Origin of the sequence: Corallococcus sp. AB011P, assembly GCF_003611605.1 — a bacterium.
Classification (GTDB): domain Bacteria; phylum Myxococcota; class Myxococcia; order Myxococcales; family Myxococcaceae; genus Corallococcus; species Corallococcus coralloides.
In genome coordinates, this window is record NZ_RAVX01000006.1 from 51959 (window position 1) to 68740 (window position 16782).

Annotated in this window: 10 protein-coding genes; 7 read left to right on the top strand and 3 right to left on the bottom strand. The window is 68.2% G+C overall.

Features of this window, described 5'->3' with window-relative positions; translation table 11 throughout:
• Positions 1–8: 8 nt before the first annotated feature.
• From D7X30_RS18350 to ada, 3 genes are all read right to left on the bottom strand, one after another.
• Positions 9–734 carry a hypothetical protein gene (locus D7X30_RS18350; protein WP_120564243.1) on the bottom strand — a complete coding sequence of 242 codons (726 nt, stop codon included), beginning with the start codon at positions 732–734 and terminating at the stop codon, positions 9–11.
• A 570-nt stretch (positions 735–1304) separates the two neighbouring features.
• Positions 1305–1985 carry a 2OG-Fe(II) oxygenase gene (locus D7X30_RS18355; protein ID WP_233591640.1) on the bottom strand — a complete coding sequence of 227 codons (681 nt, stop codon included), beginning with the start codon at positions 1983–1985 and terminating at the stop codon, positions 1305–1307.
• A gap of 17 nt (positions 1986–2002) precedes the next feature.
• Positions 2003–3076 (bottom strand): bifunctional DNA-binding transcriptional regulator/O6-methylguanine-DNA methyltransferase Ada, encoded by a 1074-nt coding sequence (gene ada, locus D7X30_RS18360; RefSeq protein ID WP_120564245.1) that lies wholly within the window; start codon positions 3074–3076, stop codon positions 2003–2005.
• Positions 3077–3306: 230 nt separating this feature from the next.
• Between ada and D7X30_RS18365 the strand changes: the two genes are divergently transcribed.
• The 7 genes from D7X30_RS18365 (at position 3307) to D7X30_RS18395 (ending at position 16705) form a co-directional block, all read left to right on the top strand.
• The gene (locus D7X30_RS18365) at positions 3307–6579 is read left to right on the top strand and encodes a C45 family autoproteolytic acyltransferase/hydolase (protein ID WP_120564246.1); all 3273 of its coding nucleotides are present in this window, start codon (positions 3307–3309) and stop codon (positions 6577–6579) included.
• Positions 6580–6726: 147 nt separating this feature from the next.
• Positions 6727–7347, top strand: coding sequence for a TetR/AcrR family transcriptional regulator (locus tag D7X30_RS18370; protein ID WP_120564247.1), 621 nt, complete (start codon positions 6727–6729; stop codon positions 7345–7347).
• Between the two features lies 1 nt (position 7348).
• Complete coding sequence (locus tag D7X30_RS18375; RefSeq protein WP_120564248.1) at positions 7349–8980, top strand: DHA2 family efflux MFS transporter permease subunit; 1632 nt, start codon at positions 7349–7351, stop codon at positions 8978–8980.
• A 3-nt stretch (positions 8981–8983) separates the two neighbouring features.
• A complete protein-coding gene (locus tag D7X30_RS18380; RefSeq protein WP_120564249.1) occupies positions 8984–10216 on the top strand; it encodes an HlyD family secretion protein in 1233 nt (410 codons plus the stop codon).
• A 239-nt stretch (positions 10217–10455) separates the two neighbouring features.
• On the top strand, positions 10456–12465 hold the full coding sequence (locus tag D7X30_RS18385; RefSeq protein WP_120564250.1) for a LodA/GoxA family CTQ-dependent oxidase: 2010 nt from the start codon (positions 10456–10458) through the stop codon (positions 12463–12465).
• Complete coding sequence (locus tag D7X30_RS18390) at positions 12462–13634, top strand: tryptophan 7-halogenase (protein WP_120564251.1); 1173 nt, start codon at positions 12462–12464, stop codon at positions 13632–13634. Before D7X30_RS18385 ends, D7X30_RS18390 begins: the two co-directional genes overlap by 4 nt.
• Entirely contained in the window at positions 13631–16705 is a 3075-nt protein-coding gene (locus D7X30_RS18395) for a hypothetical protein (protein WP_147443236.1), read from the top strand. Before D7X30_RS18390 ends, D7X30_RS18395 begins: the two co-directional genes overlap by 4 nt.
• Positions 16706–16782 lie beyond the last annotated feature (77 nt).

Sequence of the window (16782 nt, forward strand, 5' to 3'; positions counted from 1 at the left end):
GCCTCCTTCTACTTCCAACCCCGGTCACGAAGCTCTTGCTGGAGATGGTTCTGGAGCCCGAGGAAGAGTTTCTCGGGGCTCTCCCTCACTTCTCGGAGCTGCGGAAAGCGAGGATCCTGGAACGCTCCTCGGCCCATGGCGAAGCTCACCGCAACTTGAACCGCCAGGCTCTTTCCGGTGGTTGGCTTGGTGGAATACCCCTGGAGGAATGCCGTGGTCTGCTCCAGCGCGTCGGTCGCGGCGCTCTCCATGCGCTGAGGATAGAGGTCGAGAAGCAAGCGGCGCATCCGCTCAACAAAGCCGACTCCGCCGGAGGGGAGTGAGTCGAGGCGAAGCTGAGTGGCCCTGAACAGGGCATTTCGCAGATGCTCTGAATCCGTCCCCAACACTCGTTGGAAAAAATCCGCGGAGGCCCCATACAGCGAACGAACCCGTTGGTGCTCGGCGATGGGATACGCGGCTGATGGTGTGCCCTTGAGAGCGTCATGGGCCCAGGGATGGAATGGGTCCTCATCGAAGTAGACGCCCAGTTGCATCATCAGCCCGGTGTATAGCTGTAGGCCGTGATCCTCAGCGAGCCCGTAGCTCTGGGCGCGATGAATGCCGAGCTGAGCGAGCTGACGGACGCATCGCGGCCCCATGCGAGCGGCGGGGCCAGCCGCGAACTCTGGGAGATAAGTGAGCAGGGCTCGTTCCGACAATCCAAACTCCGGTGCCGGCTCGACGCTGCTCATGGAGACAAGTCCGACGGCAGCAGGATTCTCAATGGCTTCGACATGATACGTCCCACCTTTGGATGAACTCGCAGCCGAAACCAGACGCAGCAGGGCTCCCGCAGAGAGGGTCCGCTGGCGAGAGTGCGCGGGTCCGCCTTCTACTGCCAGGGTGATTTTCCGTCGCGCGACCACCAGGTCTCCCGCATGGAGGTCTCTGCGCTTGTCTCTCGGTGCCATCGTGGGCGCCAATCAACCATGGCACACTCAAAAATGGCAAGACGCAGGGTACCAAGCTCAACCGTTCGACAATGCAGTGGCTGCAAGCGACTGCGGGAGGGTGAAGAGAGTCGAGGGACACTCGCCTCAATGAGTAGGCTGATGGTGATGCCGCAGATGAATCCAACCGATCGCTCGCGCCCGGTCGGTATGGCATGGTAATGAATGGATGCGTCCATGGCGCGCACAACTCGTGATTCATGGTGGTGATTTCCGATCGGAGCGGTCGGCAAACGCTGTGCTCCGAGCTGGGTTACGCATTCACTCCCGTGCGCGAGCTGGCTCAGGAGTATGTCCTGCCGAAATAGGCGCTCAGGCGGCGTCATGGAAAATGATGCCCGTGGTGTGCCTCATGCCGGAGCGCACGCGGCTGACGCCGTGCCGCAGGTTGACGCGGTAGGTGCCCCGTGTGCCCTGGACCGGGCGATGATGCACCGCGAAGACGACCGCGTCTCCCTGACGCAGGGGAACGACCTCCGCCCGTGACTGCATGCGCGGCCGCTGCTCCGTCAGCACGAACTCTCCGCCCGTGAAGTCCCTTCCGGGTTCGGAGAGGAGAATGGCCACCTGGAGCGGGAAGACGTGCTCTCCATACAGGTCCTGGTGCAGGCAGTTGTAGTCGTCCTCGCCGTAGCGCAGGACCAGGGGAGTGGGCCGCACCTGACCTGCTTCATGGCAACGCGCGAGGAAGTCCGCGTGCACGTCTGGATACCGCACGTCGATTCCCATGGCCGTGTTCCAGCGGTTCGCGATGGGCGCCAGGCACGGGTACAGCGCCGTGCGCAGCTCCGTCACGACCTCCGGCAATGGATGGTCGAAGTATTTGTATTCGCCCCGGCCAAACCCGTGCCGCGCCATCACCACTCGACTGCGAAAGGCATCGTCCACGTCGTAGAGCAGCGCCAAGGCTTCGCACTCGTCAGGCGTGAGCAGTTGCTCCAGCACCGCGCACCCACGGGCATCCAGCTCCCGGCCCGCTCCCTCCCAATCCACCGCGCGAACCCGCCCCCTCACCGCTGCGCCTCTCGCTCCAGCAGCGCGCGCTTGCGCTCCACGCCCCACCGGTATCCCGACAGCGCGCCGTCATTCCGCACCACCCGGTGACACGGAATCACCACGGCCAGCGCGTTCGCGCCACAGGCCTGCGCCACCGCCCGCACGGACTTCGGTGAGCCAATCCGCTCCGCGATGTCCGTGTAGCTCGCCGTCTCCCCGGCCGGAATCTCCCGCAGCGCCTGCCACACACGCTGCTGGAACGCCGTGCCCCGCACGTCCAGGGGCAGGTCCAGCCCCACGCGAGGCGCTTCCACGAAGCCCACGACCTTCGCCACCAGTTGCTCGAACTTCGCGTCCCCGCCCACCAGCGTCGCCTGGGGGAAGCGGTCCTGGAGGTCCTTCGCCAGTGCATCCGGATCATCTCCCATCAGGATGGCGCACACGCCCCGGTCGCTCGTGGCCACCAGGATGGGGCCCAGCGTGCACTCCGCGATGGCGAAGTGGATCTCCGTGTTCGCGCCCCCGGCGCGGAAGTTCGTCGGTGTCATGCCCAGGACCTGGCTGGAGGTTTCGTAGAAGCGACCGCTCGAATTGAACCCGGCGTCGTAGATGGCCTCGGTGACGGAGCCGCGCTTCGTCAGCCCCGTGCGGATCCGCTCCGCCCGCTGCGCCGCCGCGTAGCCCTTCGGCGTCAGCCCCGTGACGGCCTTGAAGACCCGGTGCAGGTGATACGGCGACAGCCGCGCGCGCTCCGCGAGCTCCTCCAGGCTCGGCATCTCCTCGGAGGCCTGGATGAAGCGGCACAGCTCGGCCACCCGGTCCGCGTGCTTCACGGCGAGCGACGGCTCCCCCGGCTTGCACCGCTTGCACGCCCGGTACCCCGCCTGCTCCGCCGCCGCCTCCGTCGCGTGGAAGCCCACGTTCTCCGGCCGCGGCGTCCTCGCGCCACACGACGGACGGCAGTACACACCCGTTGTCCTCACGGAATAGAAGAAGCGCCCATCCGCCGCCGCATCCCGAGCGACGACCGCCGCCCACCGCGGGTCGCCCACCGTCGCCGCCGCGAGGGCCTCCGTCTTCGTCGCCATGCTCCGCCTCCTTTCGATGACCACGAGGCGAAACCTAACTCCCGGCTCCCAGGCCAGCACTCCGCGCCTTGCGGTCGAATTCGGACCGTCATGGAACGGGGCGTCATGGCGTGACGCTGTCCAATCGCGCCAGGAGTGAACCGTCAGCCGCGTCCACGCAATGCGTACCAGCACGCCCGCGTACGACGTGACAGGATGCCGCACCCTTTCCTCCTTCCCATGAGCAAGCCATGTCCCACCTGCGTCTGATGTGGAAACGCTCCCGTCTGCTCTGGCCCACGCTGGCCGCATGCGCCTCGGCCTCCGCCTGGGCGGCCCCTGCGTCCATCGCGGTCCCCAACGCCGGCTTCGAAACCGCCGCTACCTCCGGCCTTCCCCAGGGCTGGACGGCGTCGGGCCAGGGCAAGGTGTCCGCCCGCACCGACGCGAAGTCGGAGGGCAGCCGCAGCCTCGTCATCGAAAGCCCCCAGGGCGGCGCGGAGACCACCGTCGCCTCCGAGCCCGTGAAGCTCCAGGTGGGCCGCCTCTACCGGCTCTCCGCCTGGGTGCGCACCCAGGGCGTGCAGGCGGACGCGCAGGCCCGCTACCCCACGGCGCTGGGCGCGTGTCTGTCCATGCAGAGCTTCCCCTTCACCAACTGCTCTCCTCCGCAGGGCGCGGACCAGAGCGGCCGGGTGCAGGTGCTGTTCTTCGCCACCACGTCCAATGACCGCGTGCGCGCGCACCTGGGCCACAACGGCAAGGCCACCGGCACCGCGTGGTTCGACGACGTGAAGCTGGAGCCGGTGGACGACATCACCCAGTACATCCCCATGGAGAGCGTGCGGTGGGCCGGCAAGGGCTTCCGCTACGACGACGGCGGCTGGGTGTACGTGCACATCGAGGGCGAGCCCTACGAGCGCGGCCGGCAGTACGGCGAGCTCGTGTCGCAGGAGATCGTCCGCTACATCGAGAAGCTGGGCATCCAGAAGGACAAGGCGGACGCCGCGAAGGGCTGGGCGCAGGTGCGCCTGCTCGCGGACTCGCTGTTCCTGCGCCGCTTCGACCCCGAGTACCTGGAGGAGATGAAGGGCATCGCCGACGGCGCCAACGTGGGCGGCGCGAAGTTCAAGGGTCCGGATGGCAAGGAGCGCGACCTGGACGTGCTGGACGTCGTCGCCATCAACTCCGCCGTGGACCTGGGCCAGCTGGAGGACGCCAACCGCGTCACCGCGTCTCCGCTCTCCGGCCGCACCTTCCTCAAGGGCGAGGACGAGAACGGCCGGGCAGGGGAGGGCGACCACTGCTCGTCCTTCGTGGCCACCAAGTCCGCGACGAAGGACGGCCGCGTCGTCATGGGCCAGATCTTCATGTGGAACGGCTACACCGGCGTCCACTGGGACGTGATGCTGGACGTGCAGCCCACCAAGGGCCACCGCTTCGTGATGCAGACCTTCCCGGGCGGCATCCACAGTGGCTCCGACTGGATGCTCAACGACGCGGGCATCGTCATCGGTGAGACGACGGTGGGCCAGACTCCCTTCAACATCGACGGCACCCCCCAGAGCAACCGCATCCGCAAGGCCGTGCAGTACGCGAACTCAATCGACGACGTGGAGCGCATCCTCAAGGACCGCAACAACGGCCTCTACACCAACGACTGGACGCTCGCGGACACCAAGACGGATGAGGGCGCGTGCCTCCTGCTGGGCACCGCGAAGACGCGCCTGTGGCGCACCGGCAGCAAGGGCAAGGCCTCTGACACGCCCGGAAACCTCAAGGACTTCATCTGGGCCAACAACAACAACCGCGACCCGGAGGTCCGCAAGGAGTCCGTGCCCAACGCGAGCAACGCCCCGGTGGACCTGGCCTTCAACACCTGGAACCGCGACATCGCCTTCCAGGAGGCCTACGCGAAGTACGGCAAGGGCGGCTTCGACGTGGACAGCGCCACGCGCATGATGGCGTCCAGCCCCATCAACCGTCCGCACGCGTGTGACGGGAAGATCACCACCTCGGAGATGACCGAGAAGCTGATGTTCCTGGCCCACTACGGCAAGACGACGCTGCGCGAGAAGATGGTCGGCAGCCGCTGGATTCCCGACCTGCCCGGCGCCACGCCGCACCTGTCCCTGGGCTACACCGCCTTCAGCCCCATCTACGTCGCGGACCAGCTGAAGGCCGCCAAGGCCAAGCAGAAGCCGGAGCCCAAGGCGGACAAGCCCAAGCGCGACTTCGCTCGCGTGAAGGACGCGCTGTCCTTCGACGAGAAGAAGCTCTGGGCCAACACGGTGTTCCCCGCGACGGATGCGGACAACTGGTTCGGCAGCGGCTCCGCTGCGTACTGGACCCAGCTGCGGGACCTGCCGGAGGGGGATGACCTCTCCAAGGCCTTCGACGCCCAGCGCGACGCGCTCGCGGACCTCAACGCCCGCTACCTGTACGTCACGGCCCGCGAGGGCGACGTGGTGCCTACCGCCGCTCGCACGGACTATGGCCGTTATGGCCAGTACGCGGTGCCTCGCATCAAGGGCACGTACCTGCTGCACCAGCTGCGGCTGACCCTGGGCAACGCGAAGTTCGCCAAGGTGATGGGCGCGGTGCACTCGAAGTTCGCGAACAAGAAGCTCACCACCCAGGACTTCATCCGCACCGCGTCCGAGGCCGCGGGCCAGGACGTGGGGCCGTGGGTGAAGCAGTGGGTGGAGCGCGGGGGCCTGCCCGCGCCGCGCCTCACCTCCCGCGCCCAGAAGGCGAAGGAGGGCTACGAGGTGACGCTGAAGGTGGACCAGTCCGGCACGCCCTGGCGCTTCGCCACGCTGGTGGAGGTGCAGACGGAGAAGGGCGCCGTGCTGGAGCGCGTGGAGGTGAAGGGCTCGAGCGACACCTTCACCGTGAAGGTCGCGGATCGGCCGGTGCGCGTGGTGTTCAACGTGGGCAACGACATCCCCGTGGCCCGCGAGCGCTACCAGACCCTGGCCAACACGCTGGATGACTGGGACAAGCTCCTCTTCGTCTACGGCTCCGCGCGCCAGGTGGAGTCCATGCGCACGCTGGCGACGAACTACCGCGAGCAGCTGGCGGACGCGTCTCCGGAGCGACTGGCCCCGCTCAAGCCGGACGCCGAGGTGACGGACGCGGAGCTGGCGGACCGCGACCTCGTCGTCTTCGGTGGCCTGGAGGACAACGGGCTCATGGCGCGCCTGGCGGCGGAGAAGAAGCTGCCGGTGGAGCTGGGCCGGCGCTACTTCCGCTGGCAGGGCAAGACGTACGGCCGCGCGGATGACGGCCTGGCCCTGGCGCTGCCCAACCCCTGGAACCCGAAGCGCACGCTGTACCTCTTCGTCGCCAACAGCGGCCTGGAGCTGTGGCACATGACGCGCTCCTTCCAGCGCGGCCTCCAGAGCTGGGCCCTGTTCCGCGCGGGCGAGGTCAGCGGCAAGGGCTTCCACTCCACCGAAGGCTTCACCCAGGAGCTGTCCGTGGACCTGCCTGCGCCCAAGCTGGGCATGCTCACCCCCTGAGCCACCGTCCCTGAAAATCCAGCAGCGCCCAGGAAGGGCCGGCGGAGCGCACTCCCGCCGGCCCTTCTTGCGTTCGCCTGCTGTCTCCCTCTGGAAACCCGGTCGATTTGACTCCGGCGCGGAGAGAGTTAAATCTCCCTTCAGAAAATGAATCGAGATTCAAAGTCTGAGGCGCCCGTCAAAAAGCTGCGCTCTCGTCTGAAGGAGGCCACCGCTGACGCCATCCTGGCGGCGGCCGCGGCGGTGTTCGCTCGCGACGGCCTGCACGCGGCGAAGATGGAGTCCATCGCCGAGCAGGCAGGCGTGTCGGTGGGGACGCTCTACAACCACTTCACCGACCGCGCGGCCCTGCTGGACGCGCTGCGCGCGAAGCGCCGGCAGTTGATGCTGGACCGGCTGGACGCGGCCCTGGCTCCCGTGGCCGAGCGGCCCGCGCGCGAACAGCTGCGCGCCTTCGTGATGGCGCTGTTCGCCCACGCGGCGGAGCGCGACGCGTTCGTGCGGGTGCTGGTGCAGCTGCCGGAGGACCCGGCGCGCAAGAGCCGCATCCTGGCGGAGCTCAGCAAGCGCGTGGGGGGCATCATCGACCGGGGCATCCAGGCCGGTGAGGTCCGCGCGGAGGGCCGCGCGTTCTACCCGACCCTCCTGATGGGAATGGTGCGCGGCACATTGGACCGCCTGCGCGAGGACGACGCCGCGAACCCTCCGGCAGCCGCCTGGGCGGAGGAGATCCTCCGCGTCTTCTTGAAGGGCATCGAGGTCGACTGACATGGCGACAGCCGTCGCAACACCGGAGGTCCTGGCGCAAGTCGCGCCCAAGGCCCCCGTCAACAAGTGGCTCGTCACGCTGTCGGTGACGTTCGGCACGCTGATGGGCGCCATCGACTCGTCCATCGTGAACGTGGCGCTGCCGCAGATCCGCGGCGCTGTCGGCGCCACGGTGCAAGAGATCACCTGGGCCACCACCGGCTTCGTCATCGCCACGGTGATGGTGATGCCGCTCACGGGCTTCCTGGGCCGCATGTTCGGCCAGAAGCGCGTGTACCTGGCGTGCCTGGTGCTCTTCGTGGCGGGCTCGTTCTTGTGCGGGCTCGCGTGGAACCTGCCCACGCTGGTGCTCTTCCGCTTCCTGCAAGGGTTGGGTGCCGGCGCGTTGCAACCCACCGAACAGGCCATCCTCCGCCAGACGTTCCCGCCCAAGGAGCAGGGCACCGCGATGGCCATCTTCGGCATGGCCGTGATGGTGGGCCCGGCCATTGGCCCCACGCTGGGCGGCTACATCGTGGACAACTGGCACTGGTCCTGGATCTTCTTCATCAACGTGCCGGTGGGCATCCTGGGCTTCTTCATGGTGGCCCGCTTCGTCCAGGAGGACGAACAGCTTCGCGCCACCGCGCGCCAGGAGGCCGAGAAGCAGCGCAAGCACATGGACTGGTCTGGCATCACGCTGCTCTGCATGGGCCTGGCCTCGCTCCAGTACTTCCTGGAGGAGGGACAGGCGGATGACTGGTTCGAGTCCCCCGTCATCGTCATCTGCGCGCTGCTCTCCGCCACGTGCCTCATCGCCTTCGTCATCCGCGAGCTGACCGCGGAGGCGCCCGCGGTGAACCTGCGCCTCTTCAAGGACCCGGTGTTCGCGTCCGGCACGCTCCTGGGCGCGCTGGTGTTCGCGGTGCTCATGGCCAGCATGTTCCTCTTGCCGGTGTTCATGCAGGAGCTGTTGGGCTTCACCGCGACGCAGTCCGGCTTCTCGCTGATGCCGCGCACGCTGGTGATGATGTTGATGATGCCCATCGTCGGGCGGCTGTACGGCAAGGTGCCGGCGCGGGTGCTGGTGGGCGTGGGCATCGTGTTCGCGGGCTTTGGCGCGTACGAGATGAGCCACTTCTCGCTCGCGACGGGCTCCAACAACATCATCGCGGCCATCGCGTTGCAGGGCGTGGGCTTCAGCCTGATGTTCGTGCCGCTCAGCGCCACGGCGCTCGGCAGCATCCCGCGTGAGCGGATGGCGGACGCGACGGGCCTCAACTCCCTCTTGCGCCAGATTGGCGGGTCCGTGGGCCTGGCCATCTTCACCACGCTGCTGTCGCGCTACACCGTGCTGTCCAAGGCCTCCATCGCGGCGCACCTGAACCCGGAGCGGTGGGAGGTGGCCAGCCGCATGGCCGCCACCCAGAAGGGGCTCATGCAGCACGGCCTGGACGCCGCGGGCGCCAGCATGGCCAGCCTCCAGCTGATGGTGGGCAACGTGTCGCGGCAGGCCATGGTGCTCGCGTTCGACAAGCTCTTCGTATTGGCGGCGCTGATGTTCGTGGTGGTGCTGCCGCTCATCTACTTCCTCAAGGACCCCCCGAGCCTCGGCGGGTCCCACGAGAAACCCCACATCGACGTGGAGATTTAAGACATGGCAACGACAACGACAGCTCCCCAACTCGTCCCCGAAGCGGCGCCCGCGCCCGCCTCCGCGGCGCAGGCGAAGCGCGGCAAGCGGGGCTTCCTCATCCTCGGTGGTGTCGTGGGGGCCATCGTGCTGGCCATTGGCGGCTTCAAGATCGTCACGGCCGGACAGGAGACCACCGACGACGCGCAGGTGGAGGCGGACGTGGTGCCCCTGGCCGCGCGCGTGTCCGGCCCCGTGGTGAAGGTGGCCGTGCTGGACAACGCCACCGTGCACCAGGGCGACGTGCTCCTTCAAATCGACCCGCGTCCCTACGAGGCGCGCGTGAAGCAGGCGGAAGCCGAGCTGGAGTCCGCGCGCGCCCAGGCCGCCGCTGCGGACGCGCAGGCCACGGTGGCGGAGGCTGGCGCGAAGGGTGGCCTCTCCAGCGCGAAGGCGCTCGTGTCCACGAGCACGTCCGCGGTGAGCGGCGCCCAGGCGCAGGTGGCGGCGGCCCGCGCGGCGCTGACTCGCGCGGAGGCCCAGGCCCGCAAGGCCACGCTGGACCTGGAGCGCACCCAGAGCCTGCGTCAGCAGAACGTGGTGGCGCAGAGCGCGCTGGATGACGCGCAGACGGCCAACGAGACGGCGCAGGCCGCGCTCGAAGGTGCTCGCGCGCAGCTCTCCCTGGCGGAGGAGGGCCGGCGCACCGCGGAGAGCAAGGTTGCGGAGGCCAGGGGCCAGCTCGACGTGAGCGCTCCCATCGACGAGAAGATCGCCGCCGCCCATGCCAACGCGTCGCTGGCGCACGCGCGGGTGAAGGGCGCGGAGGCCGCGCTCGACCAGGCGAAGCTCCAACTGGAGGACACGCGCATCGTCGCCCCGGCGGACGGCCAGGTGTCCAAGCTGTCCGTGCACGCAGGCCAGTTGCTCACCCCCGGCCAGGCCGTGGCGGAGCTGGTGCCCACGACGACCTACGTGGTGGCGAACTTCAAGGAGACGCAGGTGGGCCACATGCAGCCCGGTCAGCGCGTGGAGGTGGAGCTGGACGCCTTCTCCGGTGAGAAGCTGGAGGGCAGGGTGGAGAGCCTGTCCGGTGGCACCGGCTCCCGCTTCTCCCTGCTGCCGCCCGACAACGCGTCCGGCAACTTCGTGAAGGTGGTGCAGCGCGTGCCCGTGCGCATCTCCTGGGTGCACCCGCCGCAAGGCCTGGCCCTGCGCGCCGGCCTCTCCGCCGACGTGACGGTGCACACGAAGTAGCCCCCCATCCCGAAGCCCCACACCCCGGCGCCGCGCCCCGCACAGGGACGCGGCGCTTCTTTTTTGACCCGAAGGGGGGCTGACACGTCAGGGGCAATGATTGACGCGTCACGGGCCACGTCCGGCACGGCGGAAGATGGCCTCTGTCTGTAAAAGCTCGTGGTCCCTGGAATTCCGGAGGTTGCCCGGCTGGGAGTGTGTCTTGCATCAGCTCCTCCTCCACCGCGAGGAGCAAAGGCATGAGCACGACCTACAAGATTCACCCGGCCATCGGCGTGGCCCGCGTCGGAGACAGCGAGGACTATTACCTGGGCCCCGAGGAGGCAGGAGGACTGCCGCTGGAGGTGGGGGGCGGCAGCGTGACCCGGTTTCGCGACGCCAGCATGGCGGTGCGCAGACAGGCGGCGCGCTTTCAAATCCACGCCTATGACTCGCCCGGCTCGAACGGGCGCAGGGTCCAGCCGGGTGAAGGCGGAATCAAAGACATCCGCTGGACGGTCCACCTGGCCAACAAGAAGTCCGCCTGGTACGAGTTCCGGCAGCAACAGGGCGCGGACGGCACCTACGCCGTCGACCACCCGCTGCGCAATCCGCGCACCGTGGGGGCTGATCGCAACGCGCTCATCCTCGATGCGGGGCCGCGCACCGTCGCCTGCCGGGGCAACGCGGGCTGCCCCACCACCGTGGAGTGTGAGCTGCTCGCGGCGTCGGCCCGCCCTTCGCGGCTCCTCCCCGAAGGCAGCGACATCACCACCCTGGGGAAGCTCGTCACGGATGCCCGGGGCTACCTCCACGCGGTGGGCGGCTACGGCAGGTCCGGCGTGTCGGTCCGCTACGACATCACGAGTGGACTGCTGGAGAGCTGGGCGCGGCACCACACGCTGGAAGGCGTCAAATGCCTGCACGATAAGGCGCAGGACATCCTCGTCGCGCTGAAGGCCATCGCGGACATCGGCTACGACACCCAGGAGGCGTTCGACGCCGCCGTGGACTCCGTCCTCATGGACCCCAACCTGGGGCTCTCGACCGAGCAGAAGGCCGCCGCGAAGGGGTTCATCGACATGAACGCCTACCCCCAGCCCCGGCTGGACACGTACGCCAACAACACCTTCTGGTGGGATGACATCTCCGACGGGCCCGTCACCGCGACGCTGATCATGGATGACGACTCGGAGCACGCGGTGGAGTTCCCCGCGTGGGTGGTGGTGGGGCCCCCCGGGTACGCGCCGCAGATCCTCAACGTCATCACGCTCTACGACACGCTCTTCGACACCTTCGTCACCCAGCGGGGGCTCGTCCCCGGGCTCTACCAGAACGGGCAGTTCCAGCAGGACTACGCGCCCAACTTCCAGGCGGACCTCCTTCCCATCCTGAGCCGCCCCGCCGCCTATCAGTGGGTCGCTGACGTGGGCCCGCAGGGCAATGGCAGACACGACGCCATCCAGGGCGGCAACCTGGGCCCCCGCTTCCTTCAGCGAATCCGGAACCCCGAGGACGTCAACGCGCCGACGCCGGACCTCATGCCGAAGATGGCGGGCGACAACCCCATCTCCGACGTCATCCCCCGGAAGTTCCTGAGCCTCACGCGGACCCAGTACTTCCTCCTCCAGCAATACAGCGCGGGCAAGGTCGACCACTCGCCCCCCGCGTCCCCCTCGTCGGAGGGAGCGCGGTTGGACCGCGCCGTGCTGGAGAACTGCGTGGGCGGCGCGTTCTGCCCGGGCATCGAGATGACGTGGATTGCCCGGGACGCGAACTTCTTCCAGGAGGACCCGGCCGCGGGCTTCCGCTTCAAGCACCGCGACAGGCCCAACGGCCAGCCGCTCCAGTGGAGCATCAATCCGCACGACGGGCTGGGCCTGGAGCCGGGGGATGCCAGCAAGTACATGGCGCTGCCCTGGCAGGCCGACTTCAACGAGTGCTCCAACCAGACCGTCCAGGGAACGTCGCTCTGGTGGTGGCCCGCTCAGCGGCCCTACTTCGTGAGCTACCTGGGAGACGACCAGCAATGGCACCAGGACTACTGGACGCGCCCGACGGACATCAACTTCGACACGGACGAGGACATGGTCTTCCACTGGAAGGAGCTGGGCTTCGTCCTCAAGCGGTCGGATGCCCCCGCCTCCTTGCAGGGCCCTGAGGCCGCGCCAGGAAATCCGCCCGCGCCCACGTTCATCGAGGTGGAGCGGACGTACGCGCCCGCCACGGGCCAAGAGGAACCGGCCCTCGCCAAGGTGGCCAACTCGTGAGCGAGGACTCCTGCGACGTGGCCGTCATCGGCGGCGGCCCCGCGGGCGCGGCCATGGCCGTGGCCTTGAGAAGGAAGGCGCCGTCGCTCTCCGTCACCCTGGTCGAACGAACCACCTACGACGCCCCCCGGCTGGGAGAGACCCTGCCACCGGACGTCCGCCTGGCGCTGTCACGGTTGGGGGTCTGGGATGGCTTCCTGCGCGACGGACACCTCGCCTCCCGAGGCACGTCGTCATGCTGGGGCCGGGCGGAGCCGGGCTTCCATGACACGATGATGTCCCCCTGGGGCTCCGCCTGGCATCTGGACCGGGCGCGCTTCGACGAACGGCTGAGCCTCGAAGCCTTCCGGCAAGGCGCCCGGGTGCAGCGAGCGACGACCCTGGTGGATTCGGAGTCCCTGGGGCGCAACGGCTACCGGCTCCGCCTGGCCCATGAGGCAGCAGACCCCAGCACGCTGCGGGCACGCTTCGTCGTGGACGCCACGGGCGGCAAGGCCACCTTCGCCTCGGCACGCGGCGCGCGGCGGCTCGTGAGCGACCGCTGCTTCGCCGTGTATGGCGCCTTCCAGCTTCCGGGCGACGCGGCCTTCCCCACCCACGCGCTGGTGGAGGCCTGCCCGGAGGGCTGGTGGTACTCGGCGCTGCTGCCGAGGGGGCGGGTCGTCGTCGCGCTCGTCGGCGATGGCGACTCCTTGCGCGGCTTGCGCTGGGCCACGCCCGCTTCCTGGATGAACCTGCTGAGGCAGGCGCCGGCGACCCGGGCGCGGCTGGACGTCTGTGATTTCGCCGGCGAGGCGCTCGTCGCGGTGCCCGTGCTCGTCGGACAGTTGGACCGGCCGCGGGGAGAACAGTGGCTCGCCGTGGGCGACGCGGCCTGCACCTATGATCCGCTGTCCTCCCAGGGCATCACCAAGGCGTTGGACTCCGCGCTCCTGGCCGCCGACGCGCTGGAGCGCTGCCTGCGCGGCGACGCGGACGCGCTCCAGGACTACGAGTCCACGCTGAACACGCGGTTCCAGGACCATCAACGCACCCGCGCGGCCTACTACCGCCAGGAACAGCGGTGGCCCCAGGCCCCCTTCTGGAAGAACCGGTGGGAGGCCTTGCCCGCTCCCGCCGCGCCCCCAGCGCAGCTTCTCCGCCCCCATTCCACCGAGGTGAACCCATGAAGACGAGGTATCAGCGTCATGTGATTGTCGCGGCGGGCGCCGTGCTCGCCATCGCGGCCGCGGTGGTCGTGCGGAGCTGGGAGCCGAAGCCCGCGGTCCTGGCCACGAGCGGCAGCGGAGGGGATGGTCTCGTCCCGCCTCCCTATCCCGTGTTCCCGCGAGGCAACGCCCTGCTCACGCCCCTCGCCGAGTCCAGCGACGAGGCCCAGGCCTTCCTGAAGTTCTACTCGACGCAGCTGGGCGTTCAGCTGCCCAGGATCCAGCGCGGCGACCTGGTCAAGCTGCCGCCCCGGAACCTGGACATCGCGCACAACGGGCTGAACCTCGGCAGCCAGGAGTTCAACTCCTCCCTGGTGTGCCAGTCCTGCCATGACTCGGATTGGAAGGCCCAGAAGAGCGACCTGCCGGAGATGGCGTTCTGGCAGCAGCCCACGGTCAACAGCCTCTGGCCGAGCGGCGGGGACCCCATGAACCTGACCGCCAACTGGTCCCCGTTCGGAGACTGGAGCGCCTCCATCAAGGCGCTGGCGGGCAGGGACCCTGTCTTCCTCGCCCAGGTGGAGACGACCCGTTCGCTGTCTCCGCACCAGCCCTATCAGGTGGACCAGCTCTGTCTGCGATGCCATTCCCCCCTGGCGGAGCGCCAGGCCCTGGCCAACAACGCCCCGTTCGACCACTTCACCCTCTACGCGACGCCAGAGGGAGCGCCCTACAAGAACCCGTTCCCCTCGACCCCCGAGGCGGGTTCGCAATACGCGACCTACGGCGCGCTGGCCCGGGACGGACTCTCCTGCGCCGTCTGTCATTCCATGGCACCGAAGGAGGGCCAGCCCTGGAATGGCGCCGACTACAGCTTCTTCTATGGCTCCGACGGAGACCTCTTTGGCGCCACCGTGTCGGACCGGCTGGTCAGCGCGGAGGAGAAGAAGACGCTCACGCCGCCGTCCTTCCCCTTCACCTCGTCCATGAACCTGCACCCCGGCGCCATCCTCGGGCCTGACTTCGGCCTCAACGCGAAGCCCATGGCCGCGGCGGGGGTGAGCCTGGAGACCGCGGCACATGTGGACGGACACAGCTACCTGCGCGACTCCATGGTCTGCGGCGCCTGCCACGTCGTCATCCTCCCCAAGGTCCCCACCAACTACAGGCCTGGCATGCGCATCTCCGAAGCGAGCGAAGGCTACGAGCGCCCCGCGAGCTGCGACGCCAGCCAGACGACCTTCGACGCCAACGGCAACTTCACGAAGGACCCCTGCGTCGCGCTCGCCTATGAGCAGACCACCTACTTCGAGTGGCTCAACAGCGGCTACCCCGACTCCAAGACGACGTGCCAGGGCTGCCACATGCCGCTCACCTCGCCGTCATCCCCCCACGACAACCGCGTGTACGTGGCGCAGTACAATGACGACCTGGACCCGTTCTACCAGGGCAGCCCGCCCCCGGTGGCGCGCGAGTACAACCGGCACACGCTGCTGGGCATCAACCTGTTCGTCCACGAGATGTTCCAGCAGTTCCCGGACGTGCTCGGGCTGGACTTCTACCTGTCGCCGGACTCACGCATCCCGCCCTACCTCCAATCCCCTGACATCCTGAACCGCACGCCCAACCTCGTCCCCAATCCGGGCGCCGAGGATGGCAACACGAAGGGCTGGAGCGAGCAGAGCGCCATCGCCGCCGTGCAGAAGCTCCCGGGCGAACAGGGCCGCTCCATCCACCCGAGCCACGGCCGCTACTTCTTCCAGCTCAAGGAGGGCAGCGCGACGCTGAGCATCGACCTCAGCCGCTACCAGGACGCCCTCCAGAAGGGCGGTGGCAAGACGACCCTCCTCTGGGGCGCCACCGCCTGGTGCGACCAGCTCTCGTGCGGCGAACTCGTCGTGCGCACCTTCAACGCGCAGGGAGCCCTGGCGTCCACGACCCCTCCGCTCGCGGTCGACCCGGGACAGTCGAGGTGGCAGGCGCGTCAGGCGAACATGGCCCTGGGCGCGGACACCCGGCGGCTGGAGCTGGGCTTCACCGGCCGGAGTGGCGAAGTGCTCCTCCTGGATGACCTCTTCCTCGCGCTGCGCTTCCCGGATGGCACCGTCGCACCGCTGACGGATGCCAGGCGGAACTACGTGGTCGCGCAGAACCTGCTCAACGCCGAGCAGTCCATCCTGGACCTCGCGTACAGCACGGCCCAGGGCTCCTACAATCCGCGGCTCCCCGCCGTGCAGATCTCCCTGGGGAACATGTCCACGGACAACGGCATGCTGAGCGTCCCCGTCACCCTCAGCAACAACGCGGGTCACAAGTTCCCCAGCGGCGCGGGCTTCCGCCGGGCCTTCATCCAGTTCGAGGTCCTGGACGCATCCGGCAAGGCGCTCTGGGCGTCGGGACAACCCAACGCGCAAGGCGCCATCTGCAATGGCCCCTGCAATGCCAGTGGCGACAACATCCTCACCAGCGAGTTCTCGTCCGACCCCGGCAAGCTCCAGCCGCACTACCAGACCCTCCAGCGGCAGGATCAGGTCCAGATCTACGAGACCCGCGTCATGGACGACGTGAAGAAGGTCACCAGCCTGGAGCTCCAGCAGTTCAAGGACCTGAAGGACAACCGGATCCTCCCCGCGGGCTGGAAGCCGCCGAGCCTGCGCAAGGGCAGCGAGCTTCAACTGGGCCTGGACCTCTACCAACTGGCGCAGATCACCATGCCCCTGAGCGAGGTCCAGGGAACCCAGCCTGGCATTGAGAGTGATCCGGACTACCCCAGCGACAGCCATCCCCAGGAGGCCGAGGGTGAGGACACGCTGGTGTACCAGGTTCCCTTGTCTGAGATTCCTTCGTGGGCCTCCATCCGGGTCCGGCTGAACTACCAGAGCATTCCTCCGGGCTATCTCGGCGCGCGGTTCAAGGACGCGCTCCAGGGAAACCAGCAGCCGGGGCCCGCCATGAGCCGGCTCATCTACATGAGCAGCCACCTCAACACGAAGACGTCCATGCAGAGCCAGACCTACGGCGCAATCCAGCCCACGGAGGTCATGAACAACTGGTCCATGGTCCTGGGTGAGGCCCGCGTAACGAAGCGCTGAAGCCCAGCGGCATCAACGAAACGGCCACCGGCTCTCAAGAGCCGGTGGCCGCTTTCACTTCTCCAGGCGTGCTGTGC

Coding starts and splice junctions, on each gene's coding strand:
- D7X30_RS18350 (WP_120564243.1), bottom strand. CDS start 734: ATGAGCAGCGTCGAGCCGGCACCGGAGTTTGGATTGTCGGAACGAGCC.
- ada (WP_120564245.1), bottom strand. CDS start 3,076: ATGGCGACGAAGACGGAGGCCCTCGCGGCGGCGACGGTGGGCGACCCG.
- D7X30_RS18365 (WP_120564246.1), top strand. CDS start 3,307: ATGTCCCACCTGCGTCTGATGTGGAAACGCTCCCGTCTGCTCTGGCCC.
- D7X30_RS18370 (WP_120564247.1), top strand. CDS start 6,727: ATGAATCGAGATTCAAAGTCTGAGGCGCCCGTCAAAAAGCTGCGCTCT.
- D7X30_RS18375 (WP_120564248.1), top strand. CDS start 7,349: ATGGCGACAGCCGTCGCAACACCGGAGGTCCTGGCGCAAGTCGCGCCC.
- D7X30_RS18380 (WP_120564249.1), top strand. CDS start 8,984: ATGGCAACGACAACGACAGCTCCCCAACTCGTCCCCGAAGCGGCGCCC.
- D7X30_RS18385 (WP_120564250.1), top strand. CDS start 10,456: ATGAGCACGACCTACAAGATTCACCCGGCCATCGGCGTGGCCCGCGTC.
- D7X30_RS18395 (WP_147443236.1), top strand. CDS start 13,631: ATGAAGACGAGGTATCAGCGTCATGTGATTGTCGCGGCGGGCGCCGTG.